The 15,653-nt window shown below is 47.5% G+C and carries 12 protein-coding genes and 1 tRNA gene; 2 read left to right on the top strand and 11 right to left on the bottom strand.

Features of this window, described 5'->3' with window-relative positions; translation table 11 throughout:
• Window positions 1–64 precede the first annotated feature (64 nt).
• The 3 genes from NUV48_02975 to NUV48_02965 all read right to left on the bottom strand — a co-directional run bounded on the left by NUV48_02975 (window position 65) and on the right by NUV48_02965 (window position 3,314).
• The gene (locus NUV48_02975; GenBank protein MCR4441099.1) at window positions 65–1,429 is read right to left on the bottom strand and encodes a recombinase family protein; all 1,365 of its coding nucleotides are present in this window, start codon (window positions 1,427–1,429) and stop codon (window positions 65–67) included.
• 35 nt (window positions 1,430–1,464) lie between these two features.
• Window positions 1,465–1,689, bottom strand: a complete 225-nt coding sequence (locus NUV48_02970) for a hypothetical protein (GenBank protein ID MCR4441098.1) — start codon at window positions 1,687–1,689, stop codon at window positions 1,465–1,467.
• 656 nt (window positions 1,690–2,345) lie between these two features.
• On the bottom strand, window positions 2,346–3,314 hold the full coding sequence (locus NUV48_02965) for an AAA family ATPase (protein MCR4441097.1): 969 nt from the start codon (window positions 3,312–3,314) through the stop codon (window positions 2,346–2,348).
• A gap of 1,009 nt (window positions 3,315–4,323) precedes the next feature.
• Here NUV48_02965 and NUV48_02960 point away from each other — a divergent pair.
• The gene (locus NUV48_02960; protein ID MCR4441096.1) at window positions 4,324–4,992 is read left to right on the top strand and encodes a hypothetical protein; all 669 of its coding nucleotides are present in this window, start codon (window positions 4,324–4,326) and stop codon (window positions 4,990–4,992) included.
• A gap of 83 nt (window positions 4,993–5,075) precedes the next feature.
• Here NUV48_02960 and NUV48_02955 read toward each other — a convergent pair whose 3' ends face one another.
• The 8 genes from NUV48_02955 to NUV48_02920 form a co-directional block, all read right to left on the bottom strand.
• A complete protein-coding gene (locus NUV48_02955) occupies window positions 5,076–5,822 on the bottom strand; it encodes a hypothetical protein (GenBank protein ID MCR4441095.1) in 747 nt (248 codons plus the stop codon).
• Window positions 5,823–5,828: 6 nt separating this feature from the next.
• A complete protein-coding gene (locus NUV48_02950) occupies window positions 5,829–5,954 on the bottom strand; it encodes a hypothetical protein (protein ID MCR4441094.1) in 126 nt (41 codons plus the stop codon).
• A 54-nt stretch (window positions 5,955–6,008) separates the two neighbouring features.
• Window positions 6,009–8,813: a DEAD/DEAH box helicase family protein gene (locus NUV48_02945; protein ID MCR4441093.1), complete on the bottom strand. Its 2,805-nt coding sequence runs from the start codon at window positions 8,811–8,813 to the stop codon at window positions 6,009–6,011.
• Complete coding sequence (locus NUV48_02940; protein ID MCR4441092.1) at window positions 8,813–11,350, bottom strand: site-specific DNA-methyltransferase; 2,538 nt, start codon at window positions 11,348–11,350, stop codon at window positions 8,813–8,815. Before NUV48_02940 ends, NUV48_02945 begins: the two co-directional genes overlap by 1 nt.
• 2 nt (window positions 11,351–11,352) lie before the next feature.
• Window positions 11,353–13,158 carry an ATP-binding protein gene (locus tag NUV48_02935; protein ID MCR4441091.1) on the bottom strand — a complete coding sequence of 602 codons (1,806 nt, stop codon included), beginning with the start codon at window positions 13,156–13,158 and terminating at the stop codon, window positions 11,353–11,355.
• A gap of 99 nt (window positions 13,159–13,257) precedes the next feature.
• Complete coding sequence (locus NUV48_02930) at window positions 13,258–13,443, bottom strand: DNA-binding protein (GenBank protein ID MCR4441090.1); 186 nt, start codon at window positions 13,441–13,443, stop codon at window positions 13,258–13,260.
• 140 nt (window positions 13,444–13,583) lie between these two features.
• Window positions 13,584–13,658 (bottom strand) — tRNA-Thr (locus tag NUV48_02925).
• A 213-nt stretch (window positions 13,659–13,871) separates the two neighbouring features.
• Entirely contained in the window at window positions 13,872–14,948 is a 1,077-nt protein-coding gene (locus NUV48_02920; GenBank protein MCR4441089.1) for an aromatic acid exporter family protein, read from the bottom strand.
• Window positions 14,949–15,060: 112 nt separating this feature from the next.
• On the opposite strand from NUV48_02920, the gene NUV48_02915 reads away from it, so the two are divergent.
• Window positions 15,061–15,642 carry a DUF2284 domain-containing protein gene (locus NUV48_02915; protein ID MCR4441088.1) on the top strand — a complete coding sequence of 194 codons (582 nt, stop codon included), beginning with the start codon at window positions 15,061–15,063 and terminating at the stop codon, window positions 15,640–15,642.
• Window positions 15,643–15,653 lie beyond the last annotated feature (11 nt).

The following is a 15,653-nucleotide window of genomic DNA, read 5'->3' as shown; positions in this document are numbered from 1 at the left end:
TTGTCACTGCCTGTCAGAGGCTGCGAAAAATTATTTTCCGCAGTCTTGTTTTTGTGTTGCCTTTTTACGGTCTATGGTTTTCAGGGTAGCGTTTGTACATGACCTGATATCGTTCCTCAGGAAGCTTTCCGAGTGCCAAATCCTCGTAGAGCTTGTTCAGTATTTTGTCCAGTTCTGCGATTCTCTTTTCTACGGTTTTGAGCTCGCGCTTGCATTTTTCGGTTTCCTGCTTTTTCTTCTCGGTCTTGGCGGTGATGAGCATATCCTTGTATTTTTGCGTCGCCAGCTTCGCTGCCTTCGCATTACGGCGGATGTCCTCCAGCACAAGCTGATTCATGGTTTTCCAGCCGATGGCGTGAGATGTGCATCGCTCCTTGCCATAGTTCTTGTAGACCCAACAGGAAAATCCGGTATACTTGCCTTTCTTCTTATCGAAGCTGACGTTAAGCGATGAACCGCATTTGGAACACTTGACCAGCCCCGCGAACATCTGTACCTCTCCGCTGCTGTTTTCACGTCTGCGGCTCTTCATCAACTGCTGCACTGTGTCCCAAAGCTCCTGTGAGATGATTGGCTCATGTGCGTTTTCGACTACAATCCAATCCTCCTCCGGCGACGGAATTCGGGTCTTGTCAAAGAAGCCCTTCGTCTTTGTTTTTCCGAATACAACCTGTCCTATGTATGCGCGGTTGGAGAGTATAGCCCGCACGGATGTGGCATGCCAGTCAAACGGTTTACGCCAGTAATCGCTTTTGTAGTAATCGGGATTGTTCTGATTGAAGTACGCTATTGGGTTCAGAATTTTCCGCTCTCTTAGGATTTTCGTCATGCGTACATAGCCGATACCATCAGCGAACAACTGGAAAATCTCCCTCACTATGTCGGCGGCAGTAGGGTCGATAATAAGGTGGTGTCGATCATTCGGGTCTTTCAGATACCCGAACGGAGCGTGACCACCGAGGTACATCCCCGCTTTCGCCCGCGCTCTGTGCGCCGCCTTGGTCTTTGTGGACGCCTGCCTTGCATAGTATGAGTTGATGACGTTGGTGAAGGGCAGCATGAGATTATCAACACCGCTTTTTGTATCTATATTCTCCGTCACCGAAATAAACCGGACGCCCTTTTCCTCGAAGTAATGCTCGATGTATAGACCCATCTGGGCGTATTCTCTGCCGAAGCGGGACAGGTCTTTGACTATGACCGTGTTGATCATCCCGGCCTCAATGTCGCCAATCATGCGCTGAAAATCCGGGCGGTCAAAGTTTGTTCCCGACCAGCCGTCATCACAATAATAACCACCGATGGTTATGCGATGGTCACTGCAGTACTGTGTGAGCAGCGTTTTTTGAGTTTGAATGCTGCCGCTCTCTCCGGTCTGACCGTCATCCTGGCTGAGCCGGCAGTAAATTGCCGCTTTTTCTGTTGCCATATATAACACCTCTCTTTCAGCAACACACAATACCATCAATCCTTTTCAATAGCTATACTATTTTTCGATATATTTTCATTCGGAACTGTGTCAGCCTGAGTTGCCCTAAAGGTCTGTTCGATAATGTCCCCGACCTTATCGAATATCAGCTTATCCCCATCGAAAAAGCTGAAGGTTACATACTGTACCCCGTGTATAATTGTGCTGTTGACTCTGAAATCTCCCTTGAATAAAAACGGCATAATGATCCTCCTTATCATAATTTTCAAATGCCTCCATCATTGCGTGACTCCGGCTATGACCCCGCTCTGGACTTCCTTTTTCTGCGGTAAATGCGGCATTTTTTCGTTGCGCGACCCCGAAGCCGACCCCAAGGGGCAATTTCTGACCCCGAAGAAAAATGCCATCCGACCCGCATTGCGGGGCGATGTTCGCCAGAGTGGGGGCGCTCTGCGACCCCGCTCCTTTAACCTGCCTCATTTTCGACCGTATGGTTCACCTCCTGAAATAGGCTGAATAAAGGTAACGGTTGTTTGCGCCGCCATTCCTTCACAAAGCCCCGACAATGGCATTGTCCTGCCTGCGGGTGTATGGTATCATCCTGCCGGGAAAAGGCGGTACAGAGGCGAACAGGCGGTGAATACGGGCTGTTGCCTGCCGGTGTTCATACTTCGTACCTCGTAAATAGTGAGCCAAGTTGGTTTAAGTATCGCTTGTCCGGATTTTGAAAGCCCAAAAGTGAGCCATGTTGGTGCAAGTTCCGCCTGCCGCAAACTGCGTGAAAGTTAGCCAACATGGTATACTTTTGCTGATGTCGGCCCCCGCCATGCCTCAAAGTTAGCCCACTTGGTTACACTTCGCTCCGCAAAGCTTCGGGAAGGTTGCAAGGATGCAAAGCATATAAGACATTGCACCCTTACATCCTTGAATCAGGAATCTGCCAGTACCATTGGCTCCCCAGCTTCACAGACCGAGCGCCGATATTTTTCTTTGCAATGTTGACGGTGCGCTCCGAAATACCCAGCTCTGCCGCCCTCCGGAATACTTCTTCAACAGAGACGGGATCGGTCAGCAACTTTTTCAGTTCGTCCTCCATCAGCATCGTCTTGGTCTTTACGGAGCCGGTTCCGGAAAGAACTTCGTCCACCGTGGCGTCGCAGTATCCTTTCCACTGAAAACCGTTCTCCGCATCCAGAGAAAACGCGATGGATTTTCCCTCAGGAGCCAGGCTGCTTTTATCGTGGGCAGCGATCCGGATACCTGGGTTATCTTTCAGTCTCCCGACCAGAAGCACGCTCCTTGCCGCCGCCCTGAAATCAATGGAGCCCAAACCACGGTAGGAAGCTTTCAATCCCTGCGCCTTATTCATGTGGCCGATGAGGATGACAGCGCAGCCGGTGCGGTCTGCCATGGAACACAGACGTTTAATTACCGGACGCACCTCGTTGGCACGGTACATGTCCACATCACAACCGAGATAGGCCTGCAGCGGATCAAGCACAATCAGACGCGCGCCGGTTTCCTGAACAGACTGCTCCAGTCTTTCATCGCACAGCGTTAACTCTTTGTCCGCTTCATCAATCACAAGCACTCGGGAACAGTCCGCACCCGATCGTTCCAGCCGGGGTTTGATGGTGTCCGCCAGCCCGTCCTCAGCCGACTGGTAGATGACGTTGATGGGAGGACTTGCAGCTTCTTCCTCCGGTAGCGGTTCGCCATTGGTCAGCAGCGCGATCATCGCCAGAACAAAAGATGTTTTTCCCTCTCCGGGATCGCCCTGAATGATGGTGACTTTACCGTAAGGAATGTACGGATACCACAGCCACCGCACCTGCTCTGACGGAATGTCGCTCATCCGGATAAGCCTGTTTTTCTTTTTCTGCATGATTCACCTCCGTTCGTAAAGAGATTTGCACCGCGCTCCCGGCCAGGTTTCTGCCCTGCGGCCTTGCGTGACCAACACGGCGTTCTCATTTCATTGGCACGCTCGCCTGCATTTGCAGGGTCCTGGCATGCTTCGCCTGAAAGTATCCACTCCGGGCGCGGTTATTCAGTTGTCAAAAATTTTTCCTCACTTCTTTAAGGAAAATATCGAGGGATTGAGCGGAGTAAAATTAAAAATTCCCTCTATTAATTTCCACGTTGAGAAGGCTATCTGCACGGAAAAGTTTTTGCTATTTCTGCATTTTCAGCAAAATGCATAAAAAAGACCTACCGGGTTAATGTAGGTCTTTCAATGTGAAACGGTATAAATCGATAATTCGAATCTTGAGGCCGTTTTCGTACATGTCCTCGACGATACTGCTAAAGTTCCCTCCACCGTTGTCCTTGATCCAGACGAAGCCGTGAATCTACACACCGCTTGCCGTCACCGACGGCTTTCGTTTCCGGCACGGGATCGTGTTTTTCAGATGGCGACGGATTGACCACCCCCATGCGAGATGGGCACCGAACTGTTTGGAAATAAAGTAAAGAGCTTGCCAATCTTCCGTCGACAAGCCCGAAGTATACGCCCATAAGAATAGGAGATGCTGGAGACTGTGAAAATGGGACTAGAGAGTAACGTGCAATAAACTTCAATATTAACTTGACATTTTCTCCAATCAGAGCTGTATTAGAACTACGGGAGTTTCCCAGACGAAAAAACGTCATAGCAGGCTGGTGCGATTCCGACACACCAGCCCTGCGAAAGGTGAAGCAGCCACCCCGCGCAACCGTAAACGGCACTATGACGTGATTATTCTAACACTTTTCATGGTGTTCCACAATTCAAAGTTTTCGGCGTATGCAAGGGGTCCTGGCAGCGATGCCGTCCGCCTTTGTGTACGCTTTTTTGTAGAGGGCATACCTTGCCCTCGGGAACCTTCCGACTACATTTGAAAGGTCGGGAGAAAATGAACATTTTTGAAAACGAATCCGGTATTCTTGGCAGTGCATCCGTGGATGAGTTAAAGCGATCATTTAAGGAATTTTTTAAACAGGCGACTGAAATACGTATAAGGCTTGAGAAGCAGGGGTATCTGCTGGACAAATACCTCTCGTACTTATTTGAGGCGACAAACGGGATACTGGCATATGAAGCTGCTTCCGAAGGCTTCGAAACTGAAAGTACCTTAAACAGCCTGTGTGCAGAAATACTCAGAGGTGATACAAAAAGCAACGATCATCCGTTTTACGAACAGGTCAGGACATTTATTGATGCTCATCCCTTAAAGTATCAGGAGAGTTTTACCAAGCTGTCTCTATATGATGTGATGCTTTCGAGCAGTTATCTGGAGTCTGCATACGAGCAGTATTATACAGATCTTGTTGCCGACATCAGGGCTTTCCTTGATATCGTAGACCTGAATAACCTCTACAACGAAATCTGTGAAGCTCTCGGCGGGGAAAATGAAATGGAGCATTTAAACCTGCTGTTTTGCCAGCGGTTCCTGATTGTTAAAGCAATGGATATTTTTCTTCAGGGGATAACCAACCAATTACTGTACTCGCTGACCTACCGGGACAGGGAAACGTCTAAGCAAGTATTTCAGTTGTTGTTGGATGAGGCGTTTTACTATTAATTGATGATAGTACAAAAAGGTGATAAATGTGAGTACAGTGGCCTGCGGAACATTCCGGCAGGCCGCTGTGTTTTTTTTCTGTTTTAATCCATTATCCCGATTTTATGGCCGTTCTCGTACATATCCTCGGCAACGGTGCCGACGTTTCCTCCGCCGTTGTCCTCTATCCAGCCGAAGCCGGGAATCCATACGCTTGGCTTACCATCGATGACGGCTTTCGATCCAGGTGCAGGAGTGAATTTTTCGGAGGGAAGAGTGTCATCTTCTCCCATGATACCAACCATCTTGTTGATGTCGCCTTTGCCGTCTACGATAGTGCCGCCGCCCATCTGTCCAACCTTATTGCCGGTAAGCTCATCTCCGGGACTGCCAACTATTGTTCCTTGTGCACCGCTTCCCTCATCCTTGACCCAGCCGAAGCCTGGAATCCACATACATCGATTACCGTCGATAACAGCTATTGTCCCCGGCTTGGGGTCAGATGAGGGCGGCGCGGATGAGGATGTCGGTTTGGGAGCCGATGAGGGCGTTGACGTCGGTTCTGGTGTACCGGTTGCTTCGGGTTCCAGTATGGCCTCATCAGGCGGTGATGACGCTTGTTCTTTCTCTGTTGTTGATTCTTCGGTTTCCGTCGGTCCGGGTGATTGCGTATCGGCAGAGAAAATGATTTGCATCAGTTCTTCCTGCGTTGCTGCCACGTCGGCGCTTATAACGGGTTTTTCCTGTTTGACGGGTATTACCTCATTCTCGGAGTTTTGAGGCCACACGGCGGCATACATTGCGACATAGGCGGTAATGGTAATGCAGGTAATAGTAATATATCTTTTCATTACGCTTCACTTCCTATTAAATGCCGAGCGGGCATCCGGCCTAACCTTATGGTCAACAGCCGGATGCCCGTCCTTGAAACTATTAAGTTGCTTTGTAATTTGCGATACCAGTGTTTTCGGTATGTAATCCATATGTGCCGCCTCCTATCAGCAACATACATTATCATACCTCAAGTCGAATAGCTATTACGAATTCAAATGTTTCTTAATAATTCCATCCACATCTGCAATATTGAATGAGACATCCCAGCACCACTCACCATAATCGCCAAGACCGTTCACAGCCTCAACCCACTCAGCCAATGCTTTTCGTTTTTCCCGATTTTGGCGGGTATCCTGCCCCTTTGTTTCCAGTACAAGCGTCTTGCCGTTGGAAAGCCTAATCAGGAAATCGGGAACATATTTGCGGACAACGCCATCGAAAACATAAATAATCTCAAATCCAAGGTGGTCGTTCTTTGCCCACGCCATAACATCAGGGTTCTTCTCCAGCACATAGCTTTCCGAGGCTTCCCATGTGCTGTCGAACACACAGTGGCTAATATGAGAGTGCTGTGTAATGAAACATGGCTTGCTTGTATACCATGTGATCATGTCACCGGTGCTGCGTACTTTACGGCTCTGATCGAATACCGGTATGAGCTTTTCCGTCTGCTCCAGCTTGATGAATCCCCAAAGGTGTTGGACTATCTTGTTCATGTTCATCATGTAAATAATCCGCTGGCGCACCGGGTCTGTGTTGAACAGCGGCGGATTAATCACAATTACTCCGGAATTCAGGTAATCCTCAACGAGTCGGATTGCCTGACCGAGCAAGGCAAACTTTGTTCCTTCAGCTTGCCATGAGGACTTCAGAAGGTCATAGACCTGTCCTGCGGTTTCAAATATTATCTGCTGCATACGAAGTCCTGAATCGAGCTTCTGCAAGTCGATTTCCGTACACTTCATCAGATCGGTCTTACCGTCGATGATAGGGGCTAGATCAGCGCGAAGCCGAGTATCTTGCGCCTCTATTACGAGCGTGTCAATCTTATCGATGTCCAGTGACAGTTTCGGCTTCCATACCCGGTCAATGCGAACGATGTTCGGCCAACTGATCTGATATGCGACTTTTTCTTTTAGGGCCTCTATCTGCGTCTTTGGAGGTGTGGTCGGAGCTTTACCGTCCTCTCCAGACTCATGCGGTAAAAACGAGAACGGAATACCGAAGATGTTAACATATTCCGGTGTAAACATATCGCTTCCTTCGGCCAGGTCATAAGATGTCCGACGCAGGCCGCGTCCGACCACTTGCTCACAGAGCAGCTGGCTGGAAAAGGCCCGCAGGCCGAGAATATGAGTAACGGTTTTTGCATCCCATCCCTCGGTTAGCATACCGACAGAGATAACATTCCTGATTTGCTCACCGCGTTTTCCACGCTTGCCGACAGTGTCAACCGTTTCGCGAAGAATGGCGGCTGCGTCTTTCTTGCTATAAGTTTTTTCGGTGCCGCCTTCTTCTTCATCGCTGCTTTCATCAATCTGCTCCGCTTGGGGTGCTTCATCCGCCGCATCGACTGCGTCAAGGACTTTTGAGTCAATATGAATTGTATATTCCGGCACACAGAGTTCATCAACCGGAATCCGTTTGTGGTCGAAAGCATACTTGATACGCGCCGCCGTCTCTGTGCGATTTGCGACAGTGATCATGACCGGAGGCACGACGGAGCCTTGCTCTTTCCATGATTTGTAGATTTCCAGCCAGTCCTTGCCCAGTAAATAGTACGCCTGATTAATCAAGTCGGGCAACGGTTCTTCCTCCTGTGCCTTTCGATTGATGTCCTCTTTAACGGTATCATCTGCGTAAATATGATATAGCTTGGATCGGAAGCTTTCCGCATCCGGCATGCCGTCATCGCGAACAACGACTCGTGGTGTTTTGACAAGTCCGGATTCGATACCGTCGTTGAGCCCAAAGTCGCTGACGATCCAGCCGAATAAAGCTTCTTCATCATTTCTTTTGCCTGACGGCGCAAAGGGCGTCGCCGAAAAATCATAGCAAGTAAGGATACCGCGTGTTTTTTGGATGCGGTCAAGACCTCCGATCCACACAGTGGCCTCCTGCTCCATTTCCTTTTCTTCTTTAGAAAGCTTTACTTTGATTTCGGGGTTTTTCCTCCACGCATGGTGTGCCTCGTCATTAATAACAAGGATATTGCTCGCACCGGCCATATCGCCCAACACTTCTCTGGTATATGCCTCGTCGCTCTTTGCACCACGCTTATCAACGCCTTTTTTCTTTGCCAATTTTTCTTCACTGTCCCACGCCAGCGCCTGCCAGTTGTTTATGATAACCTTGCCCTGACGGAGCTTGTCCATGAGCCCGACAGGCACAACGCTGAACTGCGTGTAATAATTGTCGTCGCCGCCGGTCTGCAGCACCTCCAGACGTCTCCTGACCGTAAGGCCGGGTGCGACGATGAAAACGTTTTTAGAAAAACGCTTGTCCTGCGGATAGGTAACTTTGTTGCAGACCTGCCAGGCGATGAGCATCGCCATGACGGTGGTCTTGCCACCACCGGTACAGAGCTTGGTACAGATACGGCGAAATGACCCACCGTCACCTGGTATATCAATCCCCACTTTATTTGCGTCGGGTGCTTCTGTTAACCAGATCAGCGTTTCGATCGCATCCTGCTGGCAAAAGAAAAACTGATATTGACGTGCGTCTCTGTCATTCCAATGCTCCAGCAGTTTTTTTGTCACTCCGGTTACGCCGGGATACCCCGCCTCGCGCCATGCTTTTACGCGCGGGCGAATTGTGTTCACCAATGGCAGCTCGACGAACTGCCCGATGTCATTGTATTGGTTGCTGCCCTGTCCGGCGATGAAATATCCGGCAGGGCGGCGGCCGGGCTCACGTATAAAGGACTGTGTGTTTAAGTCATATTTCCAGTGGCTTTCCGGCTCCCTGAAAGCCGAATTGATAATAAGTTGGTCGATACCTGCCATCAGCGGTCACCTACCTTTATTACCTTAAGGCTTTCAATGCCCCTGTCGTCGATAATCTTGACTGCGATCTGTGTATTGAATTCAACCTTGAACGGCAGGGACTCGTTACCGGCATATTGCTCGATGAGCTCCTGATCGATTTCGGCCCGCAGTGTCTTAGCCAGCTTGTTCCACCCATCTTTTTTGCCCCCCATCGGGAAAAACACCTGCATTGGTTCAACACACATGCCATCGTAATTAGTGTCCAGCATCCACATGGCAATGCGGTCGGAATTGCCGGATTCCACCGTGCCTTTCTTTACATCGTAATAATCAAAGCCGTTAACCCTGACCTTATATTTTCCTTTGTCCTTGCCTCTGTCGATTTCGATGAGTTCAACATCAGGCTGGCCCACCAGCCAGAAGCTCTGGTTGGAGGAACGCTTTTTCTTGAGGTCTTCGGTCATCAGATCGGTGTTCATCTGTACCTTCAGCAGTGTCATCCCGGGCCAGTTGGTATCGTCGATGTCTTTAGCCGCCTCCGGATCGAACTGAAAAGCGGCAAAAATGATGAGCTTGGGACTTGGCCGTAAATCCTGTGCCTCGTCAAGTGCCAGCGCCACCATGCGGGAATCCATCGGCTTTGTCTCACCGGCGAAGCAGATGACAGCGCGGCGCGGCGTATCTTCTTTTGTTTCAGCTTCGGCCTGCAGGAATTTGGTCCCGGCAAGCGGCTCGACTCGGGAGAACTCTATTTTCGCGCCGTTGCGGGCAAGAATGCCTGTAGCGCGGAGCTCCTCACGCCAGTCGGTCTGTTTGGCTCCAAAGTCTGCCTCCGGCTCCGCCGCATCGTCCAACGGCTTGACAACCGGCGCGGGCAGGGCCTCCACAGTGAACGGACCGGTGATGCGGATTTTGGTTTTATCCACTTCCGGCTGGTCATACAGGGTTTCCTGTGCAGGAGGCTCGTTGTTGGCAATACTCTTTAGCATTATGTGAGGCACGGTTTTGTAGACAAAGCCGCTGCCAACGCCTTGTTCTGGATGTGCCAGCTTATAGTAGTCATAAACTGCCGTCATAAGACGCTTTTTGGCTATTGCTAAGGAAACACGAGATGTATCGCAGGTAATCCAGCGTCGGCCCCATTGTTCGGCAACGTAGGCTGTTGTTCCGCTGCCGCAGGTAATGTCAAGCACAAGATCACCTGGGTCAGTTGACATCAAAAGACAACGCTCAATTACTTTTTCGGATGTCTGTACAACATATATCCGAGCGGTCCTTAATAAGAAATCCACCCAGATATTATTGATAGGCATAACAGGATAGTCGTCAATGTACATGACATATGCAAGATTCTTTCCAGTTGAGACGATCCTATTTGCCTTAATTAAATTGTACATCTTATCTATTGGGACTGACCACTGTCTATCATTTGGAGGATAGTATTCTTTACCTTCAAAAATCAGTGGCGTTGTGCGATGATTCGGATTATCATGTTGTGAACATGGATTAGACAGCTTATATGCTTTCCAGCCATTTGGAATCAGTGACGGATTCTTCTTTTCTTCTTGCGTCATCGGTCTACGAATTGTGCCATCAGGAGATTCCAGCTGGTCGTACCTTTCACCTGTTGACTCTCCTTCACCAACAACTTTGGCTTCAAATAATTGATGATACTTAATTTGCTTTTTGTCCTTGCCGTACCAAATGATGAAGTCAGCAATATTGCTAAGTTGCGAAGCTGTAGCTGTGCCACCTTTTTTATATATGATGATGCTAATAAAATTTTCTGCTCCAAAGACTTCATCGCAAAGATTTCTAACCAAATGAACGTTCTCATCGCTTATCTGTACAAACACACTTCCGCTATCAGACAGCAGTTCTCTTGCCAGCAATAGACGGTTGCGCAGGTAGGTCAGATAAGAATGGATGCCCAACTCCCAGGTATCCCGAAAGGCTTTAATCATTTCAGGTTCTTGGGTTAAGTCCTCATCCTTTTTATCCTTAACGTCGCGCTTGTCCACAAACGGCTGAAAATTGGAGCCGTACTTGATACCGTAAGGCGGGTCGATGTAGACCATCTGCACCTGCCCGGCCATACCCTCTTTTTCCAGCAGGGAGTTCATGATTACAAGGCTGTCGCCGGCAATGAGTCGGTTTGTCCAGTTGACGCCGTGTTGATAGAATTCGATAGCATCCCTGCGGCGGCGCATCCTCTCAACCGGCGTTTCAAATAGACTTATCTGCTTATCCTCATAATCGTCGCCAATGGCCTGCACCGCACGGATAATCTTGTGCGGCTTGATGGACTCATGGATATGTATAGAGGAAGTCGGCACGTCAAAACTCATGCCCTCGGCCTTGCCCGCCCATTGCAGCGTCGGGTCAAGATGCGGGTCAAACTGATAGGTCTTTTTCGTTTCCTGCACCTTGTCGTATTGCGCCATGCCCACAGGCGGATTATTAGTGCGTTTCTTATCCGAGTGTTCATAAGTCTCAATATCGCGCATCTTCGCTATATCGGCGTCGCTGAGCTGCTTTTTTCTTGGACGTGCCATAGTTATTTTGCCTCCTTATCCGCTTTTGGGAATAGTTCTGCGTGCTTTGATAGCAAATAATCCATCGTAAAATTGGGATCATTGCTCACTTCATAATTAAGCTTCTTCCTCAAAAACTCGTATCTGAATTTGTTTTTCTGATCAAGCTCCTTAAGTGTAAGAGTTAAGGTGGGACGTTTTAGTTCAATAACTAAATGTTCATAGCGTTCATAATCAGGACAAGACTGCTGAAACAAGCAAATATCAGGGATCCGCGTTAAATCCTCAGTTGCTTCAGGCGGAATTTCGGGAATAAGGTCATCCCTGCCCAAACATTGTATATGCGCCTTGAGTAAGTTTTTCAAAGAGAAATCGGATGTCCCTAGATAATACTTTTCTCCGAATATCCATAGTTCTTTGAGAAGAATTTTATGAAACTGCGTTCGCTCTTTGATGGGTTTTCCGATCGAGTCGTTATAAACCAACTGTTCAAGCATATAGATGAACGTCAGTCTGTCAGCAACCGTTTTTGCCGTATCGATTATTGCCGTAAGCGTCGTATGCTTCAACAATTCTGCCAGATCATCTTGCTGTTGCTGCGACAAATTGAAAACTTCTGTGAGGATGGTTTGGATACTGGATGGATTTGTGTTGATTGCTTCTTTGATAAGCCGATAGGTAAGTTTTTTCGTTTGCTTATTCGATGTTCTTAACTGAGGGACAGCACGATTTATCTCAACTGCAAATACATCGAATACCCTTTGCTCAACCTTTGCCATCTCATCCGACGGTTCAGATGGATATGGATAAATCCCTTCTTCCTTAATTCTAATGATTTCCGCAGTAGCATCATCTACTTCTTGGTCTTGTGTGAACTCCCTTGCAAATTTTCGTGCTTCGTTGACAAAGTAATCATATACAGGATCTGCCTTCCCAAAAGCTAGGGTGTTCTCCTGGTGCATCTTTTCATAATAGCTGCTCAACAAATAAATTGACGTGTCATTCTTTTGTAACGTAGTATAATCCCGCTCATCAAATACCACGCCGGATTCACCACATATATAGAGCTTACTAAAGTAGGATTCTATCCAGCGTATTGCCACGGCCTTAGCTGAAACGCTTTCTTTTACTTTTTCTCCATATTCATACACGAAGTCACGTTCATCGCGCTTCTTTATCAAATGTTCAGGGTCGATCTTTATGTCGTTATATGTAAGGGAAATATCATTATAAGCAAGAAGGTAAGGAGCAAAAGTGGACAAGATATCTGGGATCATAATTTGATTATCAGCCAGTTTTGAAATAGTACCTATGTTATCTTCGAGAATTCCAGTTATAGTCGCAACTGTTCCCGTGCTTACATCATTACCAACAAGCTCTGGTTTCTCACTGTAATCGACACTTAATCTTGACCCAGAATTAATGTTGATTTCATAACTATATTTTTTAGAATCAACTGCTTGATATACAGTTTTCCATTTTAAGAAAGTGCCGATTGCAAAACACTTATATCTGCCTTGCCCGAGCTTTCCGTGATACACGCGACCATTAGGGCTTTTATGACAGTATGTTTTATCCGAACTACCATATCGGCCGAAAATATCCTGAATTCGCTCAAAGGGAATACCTGTCCCATCATCCTTAACAGTAACGGCAGTAACATTATCTACTCCGATAAAGTTATCAATTTCAAAAGATACCTCTATATTTTTTGCATCGGCATCGCAAGAATTCCAAATAAGTTCTTTTACAGCATCCTTTGGTGAGGCTTTAATACTACGGTCAAAAAGTTCTGGGGTCATATTTAGCTGTATCGACTGATAGCCCATCTCCAAACCTCCTATATCGCATTGCATCCATTTTAAAGTACTTGCTATTCAATAAAACGGACTTATAATATAACGCGCTATAAAAACTATAAAATATTCTCATTTCTGATTCAATTTCGCCGCTTTTGTTCTTCCATCTATCGGTTTCTCGGCATCCTTCGGAATAGCCCAAACACGACCGAGGCGATAAGCTCCGGGGATACGGCCTTTATCGCAGAGCACTTCAACTCTGCGCTGTGTGAGACCCCATTCAATTGCTTTGTCCTTGGGGGTAACATAATCCATGGTAAAAAACTCCTGTCGAAGTATGTCAGCATTATTATACATCTCTCAAACGAACAATACAAGACGAATTTCCCTAATTAATGGATAATCAAATGAGCAATAAAAAACGTGCAGTCATTGAAACTACACGTTTTTTTCATTGGAGCTGGTGAGAGGAATCGAACCTCCAACCTGCGGTTTACGATACCGCTGCTCTGCCTTTGAGCCACACCAGCATATATGGGAGGGCGGGACTTCCGCCCTCGCTTTTATTTTATCAAAACTGTTTTTGCGTTTATATTACCTTATCAACAATTACAGACCTGCTGATTACGAATCAGCTGCTCTGCCGCTGAGCTACACCAGCAACAAATTTTCACATATCAATTATATTGAGGTTAGAGGCGATTGTCAACGAAATCGAGAACTGTTATTACACGGCAGGCATATTAATAAGCCGGGAGTTCTTCATTGAGCAGCCGGGCAGCTTCCCTTGCAGCCCACCGTATTTTATAGGTTACAAGCGATACTTCGATTAAGGCGTGCAAGCGGTAGCTTCCCGACGGGAAGCTGTCGTGCCAGCGGTTTAAGATGTCGTCCATTTTGCACCAGATGCGCGGCTCATCAACCTGAACAAAAGGACGGTTTTCAAGCTTGTTTTTCAATTCGTCATTATTCTTGACGAAAATATCAAGCGCGTTTGATAAAAGATCAAGCACTTCTTGAAATTCAGGACTGATAGGAAGATTACCGGCTTTTTTGCGCCTTTCTTTTCTTTCTTCCGCCAAAAAAAGGACGTCGCGCGTTCTTTGCCAGAGGCCCTTGTTATAGGCCAGGTATTCGTTAAAGTACCTGCTTACTACCTCTTGCTTGTTTTCCTGTTTTTCCGTATGTGGTCCGATGTCGAATCGATAAAGGTCATAAAGGTGCTGGCTTTCCCGAAAGAGGTTTTCTATTTTTTTGGTCATTGTTTCTTTCTCTTCCGCCGTGGGTAAAGAAAGGTGGAGAAAACCCTGCACGGCTTCGCAAAAATGCTGGGAAACCAGCATATTTAATTCGACCAGCTTTTTTTGCAAGGGCTGGCGATAACGGGGAGGAGCAATGGTCAGGTTGACAACCAAGGCTACGCTGACCCCGACAAAGATGGCCAGTGAACGGACCAGGGCATGGTTAAGAAACTCCGCATTGGGGGAAGCCAGGACAAATATAGCGGCCATTACTCCAGCGGAGATGCCGCCCCGCCACTTAAAAATCTTGCATAACTGGATAATTATTATGGTAGAAAGTCCTATGCTCAGCGGGCTGGTACCAATGGTCAAACCAAGAAGAATGGCGATGGAAACAGAAAGAAAATGCACAAGAAGCTGTTCCCTGGCGTTGTAAAGGCTCAAACCCAAGGAAGGCTGCATGTTGAGCACTGTGGCTGCTCCGGCGAAAAGTGACGGCTGAATGTTGAAATAATTGCATATAAACAGGCTTAGGGCAACGGCTATGCCTGTTTTAATAATTCTGGCTCCGGCAAACATGAGATATCCCCTCGTTATTTTATACAGTTGTATTCTAAATCATATCTTAGTATTTGAAAAACTATTTGTTATACTTTTGTTAAAGATTATTGAAAAAAGAGGTGGGAGCATAGTGCCTGGTGTAGAAAACCAGATAAAAAACTGTTTGCTTCTGCAAGAGGAAGCGCTCAAATTGGGGTGCGAGCGGGCACAACTTATTTGGGCGGAAGAAGTAGTCTTTGACCCGAGGGTCACTTTAAAATGCAGGCAGAACCTGTGTTCGCATTACGGCAAGAATTTCATGTGTCCTCCTTTTGTTCCCACCAGCGAGGAGTTTAAGACGGGCGCATCAAAATACAGGCTGGCCTTGCTGGTGGTAAAGGAGCAGGAAATAGAGGCGGGCCTTTCAAACAAAGAAAAGGATAAAGCGTTTAAAAGGTTGAGCCTTGAAATCCTTGGCATACTTACCACCCTGGAGAAAAAGGCGTTAGAGATGGGCTTTTCATTAAGCCTGGGTTTGGGCGGCGGCAATTGTAAACTCTGCGAGATATGCGGCGCGAAACTCGGGGCCGAAAGCTGCAATAAACCTGCCGAAGCCAGGCCGTCCATGGAAGCCGCAGGAATCGACGTGATGGAAACGTGCCGGAGAGCGCAGGTGCCGGTAAGTTTCCGGGAAGGCTCTATACAGGTGGTGGGGCTTCTATTGATAGTTTAAGGTCTGTTAGG

This window comes from Peptococcaceae bacterium (genome assembly GCA_024655825.1).
GTDB lineage: Bacteria > Bacillota > Peptococcia > DRI-13 > PHAD01 > JANLFJ01.
The sequence above is the reverse complement of the archived record's forward strand: the minus strand, read 5'-3'. Positions and strand labels throughout refer to the sequence as shown.

Coding starts and splice junctions, on each gene's coding strand:
- NUV48_02975 (MCR4441099.1), bottom strand. CDS start 1,429: ATGGCAACAGAAAAAGCGGCAATTTACTGCCGGCTCAGCCAGGATGAC.
- NUV48_02970 (MCR4441098.1), bottom strand. CDS start 1,689: ATGATAAGGAGGATCATTATGCCGTTTTTATTCAAGGGAGATTTCAGA.
- NUV48_02965 (MCR4441097.1), bottom strand. CDS start 3,314: ATGCAGAAAAAGAAAAACAGGCTTATCCGGATGAGCGACATTCCGTCA.
- NUV48_02960 (MCR4441096.1), top strand. CDS start 4,324: ATGAACATTTTTGAAAACGAATCCGGTATTCTTGGCAGTGCATCCGTG.
- NUV48_02955 (MCR4441095.1), bottom strand. CDS start 5,822: ATGAAAAGATATATTACTATTACCTGCATTACCATTACCGCCTATGTC.
- NUV48_02950 (MCR4441094.1), bottom strand. CDS start 5,954: ATGGATTACATACCGAAAACACTGGTATCGCAAATTACAAAGCAACTT.
- NUV48_02945 (MCR4441093.1), bottom strand. CDS start 8,813: ATGGCAGGTATCGACCAACTTATTATCAATTCGGCTTTCAGGGAGCCG.
- NUV48_02940 (MCR4441092.1), bottom strand. CDS start 11,350: ATGGCACGTCCAAGAAAAAAGCAGCTCAGCGACGCCGATATAGCGAAG.
- NUV48_02935 (MCR4441091.1), bottom strand. CDS start 13,158: ATGGGCTATCAGTCGATACAGCTAAATATGACCCCAGAACTTTTTGAC.
- NUV48_02930 (MCR4441090.1), bottom strand. CDS start 13,443: ATGGATTATGTTACCCCCAAGGACAAAGCAATTGAATGGGGTCTCACA.
- NUV48_02920 (MCR4441089.1), bottom strand. CDS start 14,948: ATGTTTGCCGGAGCCAGAATTATTAAAACAGGCATAGCCGTTGCCCTA.